7 protein-coding genes are annotated in these 9,250 nt (G+C 64.8%); 5 read left to right on the top strand and 2 right to left on the bottom strand.

Annotated elements, in window-relative coordinates; translation table 11 throughout:
* Positions 1 to 20 precede the first annotated feature (20 nt).
* Positions 21 to 455: a 50S ribosomal protein L17 gene (gene rplQ / locus G4L39_RS11855; protein ID WP_165108396.1), complete on the top strand. Its 435-nt coding sequence runs from the start codon at positions 21 to 23 to the stop codon at positions 453 to 455.
* Positions 456 to 1,009: 554 nt separating this feature from the next.
* Here the strand turns inward: rplQ and G4L39_RS11860 are convergent.
* The gene (locus G4L39_RS11860) at positions 1,010 to 3,136 is read right to left on the bottom strand and encodes a tetratricopeptide repeat protein (protein WP_165108397.1); all 2,127 of its coding nucleotides are present in this window, start codon (positions 3,134 to 3,136) and stop codon (positions 1,010 to 1,012) included.
* A gap of 334 nt (positions 3,137 to 3,470) precedes the next feature.
* Here G4L39_RS11860 and G4L39_RS11865 point away from each other — a divergent pair, with 334 nt between their 5' ends.
* Genes G4L39_RS11865 through G4L39_RS11880 form a run of 4 tightly spaced genes read left to right on the top strand, consistent with a single transcriptional unit; the run spans position 3,471 to position 8,150 of the window.
* Positions 3,471 to 4,499, top strand: a complete 1,029-nt coding sequence (locus tag G4L39_RS11865) for a polysaccharide biosynthesis protein (protein WP_165108431.1) — start codon at positions 3,471 to 3,473, stop codon at positions 4,497 to 4,499.
* A 27-nt stretch (positions 4,500 to 4,526) separates the two neighbouring features.
* Positions 4,527 to 5,681, top strand: coding sequence for a polysaccharide biosynthesis C-terminal domain-containing protein (locus tag G4L39_RS11870; protein WP_165108398.1), 1,155 nt, complete (start codon positions 4,527 to 4,529; stop codon positions 5,679 to 5,681).
* Positions 5,681 to 6,829 (top strand): non-hydrolyzing UDP-N-acetylglucosamine 2-epimerase, encoded by a 1,149-nt coding sequence (gene wecB, locus G4L39_RS11875; protein ID WP_240893975.1) that lies wholly within the window; start codon positions 5,681 to 5,683, stop codon positions 6,827 to 6,829. The genes G4L39_RS11870 and wecB overlap by 1 nt, the downstream gene beginning before the upstream one ends.
* A 52-nt stretch (positions 6,830 to 6,881) precedes the next feature.
* Complete coding sequence (locus G4L39_RS11880; RefSeq protein WP_205880978.1) at positions 6,882 to 8,150, top strand: glycosyltransferase family protein; 1,269 nt, start codon at positions 6,882 to 6,884, stop codon at positions 8,148 to 8,150.
* Positions 8,151 to 8,484: 334 nt separating this feature from the next.
* Here G4L39_RS11880 and G4L39_RS11885 read toward each other — a convergent pair whose 3' ends face one another.
* The gene (locus tag G4L39_RS11885) at positions 8,485 to 8,889 is read right to left on the bottom strand and encodes a lipocalin/fatty acid-binding family protein (protein WP_165108400.1); all 405 of its coding nucleotides are present in this window, start codon (positions 8,887 to 8,889) and stop codon (positions 8,485 to 8,487) included.
* Between the last annotated feature and the right edge of the window lie 361 nt (positions 8,890 to 9,250).

Consider the following 9,250-nt stretch of genomic DNA (forward strand, 5'->3'; position numbering starts at 1 on the left):
GTTCGATCTGATTCCGGCTTATGCGACATCGTAAACGTACGGCCAAACTGGGCCGGAAATCCGAACATCGGAACCGGATGCTGGCCAGCTTGGTTTGCAGCCTGATCCGGCACAACCGGATTACCACCACCCTGGCCAAGGCCAAGGCGGCGCGGTCCCTGGCCGAGAAGCTGGTGACCCTGTGCAAGAAGGGCACTTTGCACGCGCGGCGTCTGGCCAGCGCGCGCCTGTACCAGGACGAGGACGCCTGCCGCGTCCTGTTCAAACAGATCGCTCCGCATTTCAAGAATCGTCCGGGCGGTTACACCCGCATCATCCGGCTCGGCCAGCGGCGGGGTGACGCCGCCCAGATGGCAATTCTTGAGTGGGTGGAACTGCCCACCGGCGGAGCTGAAGCACAACCGGCCGGAGCGACTGCCGCCGCGGCAACGACCGAGCCGGCTACCAAGGCCTGAGCGACTCAGCCGGGTTCCCGCGAGGAAGCCGGCCGCAGCATTTTGCACAACCGCCCGTTCGGACTCGGAAACGACCGAACGGGCGGTTTCGTTTTTCGGAACCAGCCTCCGGGCAGCCAAAGCTTGAACGCAAGACCCGGCCGGGGACCCCCGGCGGCGCAAGGTTACGGCGATGGGCCAGGTTCGAGCGTAGGGCTGGCTGGATGGAGGCGTCGGTTGGGCCCGGGAGCCTGGTGGAGATGTGTTAAAGCCGATGGCGAATGCCCGGCAGACGACCGTGTATGTTCCGGAACTGCTCGGTTGTAAAGCATGCGGGGAGGATGCCGTCGGGGCTGTTGCGGGCTGTGATGGGCGGTGGCAGGCGGCCGGCTCCGGATGCCCCGCTTTGCCGGGCGGACAGCGGCGAAACGGGCGGCCTCATGGGGGCTCGATGCGACCGCCCGGACAAAGCCGGAGTGGTTACGCTGCATGGGAGTGGCAGAAGATCGAACATTTGCGGAGAAGCGCCGCTCCGGGGGCGGGCGTTTCCCGGACCTTCGGAGTGTGGCTGGAGTTTACTCTTGCGACGTCGGCCCTACCGCGGTTCGGGGGTGAAGGTTGGTTTCAAGGGTTGACAGCCGCTCCCACTGCGAACGCGCCTCCGGGTGGTCGGGTCGGAGACGGAGGACTTCCAGCAGATGCTGACGGGCTTCCGGCGTGCGGCCCTGACGCAACAGGAGCTGGGCGAGGTTGAAATGTGTTTCCGCATTTCGGGGATCGAGTGCGAGGGACCTCCGGTAGGCGGCTTCGGCGTCTGACCAGCGCCCCGATTCCACCAACACATTGCCCAGGTTATTCCAGGTGCGGGCATCGTCAGGCTGCAGCGCCAGGGCCCGGCGATAGGCATGTTCGGCTTCGGCCCAGCGACCCTGAGCAGCCCAGGCATTGCCGAGGTTGGAGTGGCTGGAGGCGTGGTTCGGTCGCAACCGGACGGCCTCCTGCAGGTGTTCCAGTGCCTCGTTCCATTGTCCCTGCCGGGCAAGGGCCACGCCGAGGTTGTTGTGGGTGTCAGGGTGGGACGGGTCCAGTTCCAGGGCCCGGCGGTAGGCCCGCAGGGCTTCGTCCAACCGGTTTAAATCGGCCAGGGCATTACCCAGGTTGTTCCAAATGGCGGGGTTGCGGGGCTGCAGTTTTGCCGCCGCTTCAAGGTACGGCAGGGCCTCGGCAGGACGGGCCAGCTCGGTGAGGGCATGGCCCATGTTGTTGAGCGCATCCGGGTAGAGTGGTCGGAGAGCCAGGGCCGCCTGATACTCGGCAATGGCCTCATGCCAGCGTTGTTGCCGGGCGTAGTAGTAACCGAGGTTGTTGTGGGCCAGTTCATTGTTGGGAGCCACGGCCAGGCTGCGGCGGAACAGCGTCTCGCTGTTGCGCCAGAAACCGATCTGCCGCCAGGTGAGAAGTCCCAGGGCAACCAGCCAGAGCCCGACCAGGACCGTGAGACCGCGGGTTGTCCGGGCGGACCGGCCCTCCCAATGTTGGAGGAGGCCGGCAAGGGCCAGGCTCAGGCCGATGGAGGGCAGGTAGGTGTACCGGTCGGCCATGGACTGCATGCCCACCTGAACAATCCCGAGCATCGGCACCAGGGTACCGCAGAACCAGCACCACCCGACCCACAGGCAGGGATGGCGCCTGCGCAGCCACCAGGCCGCCAACGTCAGTCCCAGGACCAACATCGACCCCCCAAGGACCGCTGTGATGGGCCAGTGAATCGGGTGCGGGTAGGGCACCGCAAGATCCAGGGGGAACAAGGTTTTGAGCAGGTACCGCGCGTAGGCGACCGGTACATTAGCCCACCGGGCTTCCCAAGGGAGAACTTCGGCGGACGCCATGGCACCTCCCTGTTTCTGCGCAACGAAGGTGATGACACACGACGCGGCGGCCAGGACGTAAAAGGGCCACTTTTCGCGCACCAGTGGCCACCAACCATGGAGGCTCCGGCAGAAGAAACGGCCGGGGACGGTGCCACCAACGTCCCGTGGTTGGGCTCCGTTTCCGATCCGTCGGAACGGCCAATAGTCCAGGAGCAGCATGGCCAGGGGCAGCGTGACCAGCGTGGGTTTGCTCATCAGTCCCCCGGCATACGCCAGCAGGGCGAGGTTCCGGAAACGGTGGCGGGCGGGACCGGCAGGCGCGCGGACGGCACGGGTCCAGGCGAGCAGGGTCAACAAGCCGAACATCAGGCTCAGCACGTCCTTGCGTTCGGAGATCCATGCGACCGACTCGACCCGGAGCGGGTGCCAGGCAAAGACCAGGGCCCCGAGAAATGCGGGCCGGATCCGGCCCGTCCATTGTTGCAACAGCAGGAACAGCAGGGCCGCGTTGGCGGCGTGCAACAGGGCGCTGACCAGGTGATGGCCGGCGGGTTGGAGACCGAAGCAGGCGACATCGGCCATGTGGGACAACCAGGTCAGGGGATGCCAGTTGGCCGCGTGACCCGTGACCAAAGCCCACCGGATGCCCCTCCAGGTCAGGCCCGCCTGGACGACGGGGTTGGTCGTGACGTAGTCGCCGTCGTCATAGTCCACGAACCCGCACGTGAGGGTGCGGGCGAACACCAGGGCGGTGACACCCGCCACCAGTGCTGCCGACAGCAGACGGGTGCGGCTGTCCCGGGCCTGTTGTCCTGCCCCTGAGCGGTTCATGGCCTCTTGAAGCCCGGACCGGGGAACCTTCACCCCCATTCATAACGTGTCGGACGACCTTCGGGAACGAGGAACTTGCGGGTCGGTCCGTGAACCGGCGACGGCCCCGGGGGAGCGGTCGAAGTCGGTGGCGGACGGGGCGCCGGGAGCCGTTTTTCCGCTTGTCACCTGGCGGGGGCGCGCCCGACCATGGAGAGGCCCTGAAGGCGCGCATTGGAGGCCGGGCGGGCGCTGACACTGCGGACTCGGGCAGAGCCTGCCGTTGCGGGTTGGCCTCGGCCCGGCCGGGGATGGATGCGAAGTCAGGTTCGGTGGAAGGCTCATCATGATGTCCATGTTTCAAGGTCAGACCGTTTTGATCACGGGTGGCACGGGTTCCTTTGGCAATGCGGTGGTCCGGCGCTTTTTGAACACCGACATCGGCGAGATCCGCATCTTCAGCCGGGACGAGAAAAAGCAGGACGACATGCGGCACGAACTGCGCAGTCCGAAGGTGAAATTTTACATCGGGGACGTGCGCAACTACGAGAGCATCCGCAACGCGATGCGCGGGGTGGACCTGGTTTTCAACGCGGCGGCGTTGAAGCAGGTGCCTTCCTGCGAGTTTTATCCGATGGAGGCCGTGTACACGAACATCATCGGCACGGAGAACACCCTGAATGCCGCCATTGCCGAGGGGGTCAAGAATGTCATTGTGCTGAGCACGGACAAGGCCGTCTATCCGATCAACGCCATGGGGATGTCGAAGGCGCTGATGGAGAAGGTGGCGGTGGCCAAGGCCCGATTGTTGGGGGACCGGAAACCGACCATCTGCGTGACGCGATACGGGAACGTCATGGCCTCGCGGGGCTCGGTGATTCCGCTGTTCGTCAGCCAAATCAGGAGCGGCAAGCCGCTGACCATCACGGATCCGGAGATGACGCGGTTCATGATGTCGCTGGATGAGGCGGTGGACCTTGTACTGTTTGCGTTTCAGAACGGCCAGCCCGGCGACACGTTCGTGCAGAAATCGCCGGCGGCGACCATCGGGCAACTGGCGCGGGTTTTGTTGGAGATTTTCAATGCGAGCAACGAGATCCGCATCATCGGCACGCGGCACGGCGAGAAAAAGCACGAAACGTTGCTCAACCGGGAGGAAATGGTCCGGGCCGAGGACCTGGGCCGATATTACCGGATCCGGTCCGACACCCGCGACCTGAACTATGCCCTGTACTTTGAGCAGGGGGAGCGCAAGGTGGACGAGATGCAGGACTACACCTCGGCCAACACGCGGCGTTTGACGGATGCGGAGCTGAAGGAAATGCTCCTGCGGCTGCCGTACATTGAGGCGGCCCTGCGTGGGGAGACACCGCCGGGCGTGTGAACACGGTGGGAGGGTTCGGGACCGGTCATGAAAACGGTGTTGGTTACCGGAGCGGCGGGATTCATCGGGCGAAATCTGGTGACGGCCCTGCGGCGGCGCGGCGACGTGACGGTGCAGGAGTTTGACCTGCCGGACCCGGTGGAGCGGATGGAGGCGCTGGCGTCGGGGGCGGACGTGGTTGTGCACCTGGCCGGCGTGAACCGCCCGAAAGACGAGAGGGAATTCATCACCGGCAATGTGGAACTGACCCGGCGGTTGTGCGAGGCCCTCCGGCGGGCCGGCCGCCGCGCGGTGTTAATCCTGAGTTCTTCGATCCAGGCCGCCCTGGATAATCCCTATGGCCGAAGTAAACGGGCGGCGGAGGACGTCGTGACCGAGTACCAGCGGGCCACCCGCGCGGCGGTCTACATCTACCGCCTGCCCAACGTGTTCGGGAAATGGAGCCGCCCGCATTACAACACCGTGGTGGCCACGTTCTGTCATCAGATCAGCCGTGGTTTGCCGGTGGAGATCAGCGATCGTTCGCGCCTGCTCCGCCTGGTGTACGTGGACGACGTGGTGCGCAGCTTCGAGGGGGTGGTGGTTCGGCCGGATCACCCGCCCGGCTGTTACCGGCCCGAGGTGCTGCCAGAGTTCAGTGTTACCCTGGGCGAACTGCACGACCGGTTGGTGGGCTTCCGCCAAATGGCCGAGCAGGGGCGGGTGCCCGATTTGTCGGACCCGTTCAATCGCGCCCTCTACGCCACGTACCAGTCGTTCTGTGATCCGGCAGCGCTGGCCCGGCCGGTGGTGATGAAACGGGATGCGCGCGGCTGGCTGTTCGAGTTGATCAAATCCCCCCAGGCCGGTCAGATCTTTGTTTCGTTGACGAAGCCCGGTGTGACCCGCGGCAACCATTATCACGACACCAAGGTGGAAAAGTTTTGCGTGATCCGGGGCCGCGGCCGGATCCGACTCCGCCCGGTGCACGGTTCGGAGATCCTGGAATACGAGGTGGATGACGAAACCATCCGGGTGGTGGACATCCCTCCGGGTTACACGCATTCGATCGAAAACACCGGCACGGTGGACATGATCACGCTGTTCTGGGCCAGTGAGATTTTTGATCCCGCCCGATCCGACACACACCCCGCGCCGGTGATGGAAACCCCGTCGGCGGTGCGCACGGATGATCGATCCTGATGCGGACGAGTACCGTCATGCGCAGTTGCCTGAAGGTGATGACCATTGTGGGCACGCGTCCGGAGCTGATCCGGCTCTCGCGTGTGATCGCCGTGCTGGAGGAGGTGACGCGCCATGTGCTCGTCCACACCGGCCAGAATTTTGACTACGAACTGAACGAGATCTTCTTCCGCGAGCTGGAACTGCCACGGCCCAAACATTACCTGGACGCCGCCGGGGCCACGCCGGCCGAGACCATCGGCAACACCATTGCCCGGGCCGACGCCTTGCTGGCGCGGGAACAACCGGATGCCGTCCTGGTCCTGGGCGACACCAACAGTTGTCTGGCGGTCATCCCGGCCAAGCGGCGCAAGATCCCGATCTTTCACATGGAAGCCGGCAACCGGTGCTTCGACATGCGCGTGCCCGAGGAGATCAACCGGCGCATCGTGGACCACGTCAGCGACATCAATCTCTGTTACACCGAGCACGCGCGCAGGTATCTGCTGGCCGAGGGATTGCCGCCCGACCGCGTCATCAAGACCGGTTCGCCCATGAAGGAGGTCCTGGATCATTTTCGGCCGGGCATCGCAGCCAGCAACGTATTGGACCGGCTGAAGCTGACGCCGCGCCGGTACTTCGTGGTCAGCCTGCACCGGGAGGAGAACGTGGATGATCCCCGGCATCTCCGGCAGCTGGTGCGTGCGCTCAACACGCTGGCGCGCCGGTACGATTACCCGCTGATCTTCTCCTGTCATCCCAGGACCCGTCAGCGTCTGCAAAAGGCAGATCTGAAGCTGGATGGCCGGGTTCGGTTGATGCCGCCCCTGGGCTTCTTTGACTACGTGGCCCTGCAAAAATCGGCGTTCTGCACCCTTTCCGACAGCGGCACCATCACCGAGGAATCCTCCATCCTGGGGTTTCCCGCGGTGACCGTGCGCGAAGCCCACGAACGACCCGAGGGCATGGACGAGGGCGCGGTGATCATGACGGGCCTGGACCCCCGGCACATCGTCGAAAGTGTGGCCGTCACCGTCCGATTGTTCGAGCAGTTCGGGCCGTGCCGGCTGCCGGCCGATTACCAGGTCGATCACGTATCCTGGAAGGTTGCCAAGATCATCCTCAGCTACACGGATTACGTGAACCGCCGTGTCTGGGCGAAACACTGAATCTCGGGATGCGGATCCATCCGCGGCGCCCGCAGGGAGCCACATCCGGCCGTTGCGCCTGCGGGTGCTTACGCACACGTTCCCCCCCAGCGCCCATCCCAATGCCAAACGTCCGTTTTACGTGGTCCGACATGCGCTGGCGGAGGGCTGGGAAGTGGAAGTTTGGACCAGTCCGTGGGGCGTCTTGTCCCCGGACGCGGAGTGTTTGAACCATCCCCGGTTGACCATCCGCCGGTTCGAGGATCCGGTTCTGCGCTGGCAGCAGCGGCTGCGACCGCACCCGCGCCTGCTCCGATGGTGGGCCTATTTGACGGGCGGCTTGATGTTTCCCGACGCCTGTGCCGGCTGGGCCCGGAAGGTCCTGGGGGCCCTGGCAGGGGCGCCGCCGGCAGACCGGACGCTCGCCTACGTGTTGCCGGCATCGCTGTTGATGGCGGGCCGGTTGGGTCGCGGGGTGGACCGGACCTGGGTGTTTGATTACCAGGAACCGGTGTCGCCGCAGCAACTGCGGGTGCAACGCCGATCTCCCCTGCAACGGCTGTGGCGACGCCGCCTGGCGGCCCTGGAACGTGACACCCTGCATCAGGTCGGGCGGGTTCTCTTCACGGCTGCAGCCAATCAGCGTGCATATGTGGCGATGGGGCTTGCCCCTGCGGCGCGCACGGCGCACGTGCCGTATTTTTACGACACCGGCGTGTTCGATCGGCCAGCCCCGCCGCCGCGACAGGGATTCGAGGTGGTTTACTTTGGGACGTTCGATTGGCGGGGCGCGCGGAGTCCTCGCACATTCCTGGAAGCCCTGGCCGGGTTTTTACGTCGGCACCCTGAAGCACGGGCGGAAACCCGGTTCCGATTCCACGGCCAGTGGCCTCCCCAATGTGACGAACAGGTCCGGGCGCTGGGGCTGGAGGACATCCTCGTGCGTGGGCCCGTCCTGGATCACGACCGGTATTTGGAGGAGGTCCGGATCAGCCCGATTCTGTTGTTGGTGATCTCGCCGCTGCATGACCTGTACATGCCGAGCAAGATAGTGGATTACCTGGGGGCACGCCGTCCGATCCTGGCCCTCGTGCCGCCCGGGAGCGAGATGCACCAGTTGCTGGTGGCTGCAGGTCAAGGGAGCCATTGCTGCGACCCCATGGAGGCGGCGGCTGTGGTGGCGGTTTTGGAACGGATGTGGTCGGCCTATCGTGCGGGCGCGTTGGAGGCTCCCCGGGGTGAGATCCGGTTTTGGTCGTCCGAGGTGCAGCTGCCGGTTTATCTTGAGCACTTGCGGGCGGCGCCCATGGAACCTGCACCGGCGCATGGCTTGAGGACATGACAGCGTCCGGCTGGCCCGGCCCTGCAACAGCGGGGCCCTGGCAGCCGAGGATTCCAAAACCCGGCAGGCAGGGCCATGACGCGTCTCATTTGTCGGTGGCGTCCCCGGAACCCGGTTTTGAGCGACGAGGCAGATAACCTCCCGGGGAGACCCGGCGGCTGGCATGCTGTCGCCGCAGAGCGACGGGAAAACAGAAAAGCGGCCGCAGAACTTCTGCGGCCGCCGTGCACGTGTGGGAAGCCAGGGTGGCTCACCCCGGTTCACTGTTCCCGCCCACCTCGGGTCTTCGGACCCGGGGCCCCCTGGACGGAGAACCCACCCGGGGTGCGACCGGTTATTCTTTCACCCGTTTGGCTTCCCAGTCCTGGGTGGTTTTCTCCCCGTCCCGGTCACGTTCGACGGTCCCTTTGATGGTGTCCCCCTCGAGCTTGCCCTTGTAGGTGAGCACCATCTTTTGACCATTCCATTCCCGCGTGACCTTGAAAGAGACCTCGCCGTCCTTGAACTTGAGGTCCTGGACGGGCGACTCGGTGTTGTTTCGGCCGGTGATGGTCCCGGTGAGTTTGTCCCCTTCTTGTTTGACGGTAAGGGTCATGTCGAAGGTGCGGTCCCCGCGACCCACCGTCCATTTCCATTTGCCGGTCAGGGCGGATGCCTCTGCGGCCAGACCGGTGACAGCCCAGGCCAGACATGCTGTGAGGGCCAAAACAACCAGTGCGGAACGAGCGATGGTTTTCATGGGAGATTCCGGTGCAGGCCTTTGAGTGTGTTCCGATCCGCGTTGCCGGCTCTCTACCTTTTACTGGAGTCCATTTAGGCCCGATTGGCCATGTCTGTCAAGTGGCAGGCTTCCCTTCCATTTCCTCCCCCTGAATCCTTAGCCAACCGTTGGGGTGGCGTGTCAAAGGGGGTTTTCGAATCGGAGGAGTCTCTAAAACGAGACTTGGGAGGGCTCTGGGGCCCATCGGGGAGGGGGCGCCCGGGCGCCGGAAGGGCCGCAGGGCCGTGCCAGGGTGGTCTTTTTCCCGGATGCGGGCATGCTCCGCCCTGGCCGCCAGGGGCGGTCGACGCGCGCGGGGTTCGTGCCGTGGCTCCAGTTT

This window comes from Limisphaera ngatamarikiensis (assembly GCF_011044775.1).
Classification (GTDB): Bacteria; Verrucomicrobiota; Verrucomicrobiia; order Limisphaerales; family Limisphaeraceae; genus Limisphaera; species Limisphaera ngatamarikiensis.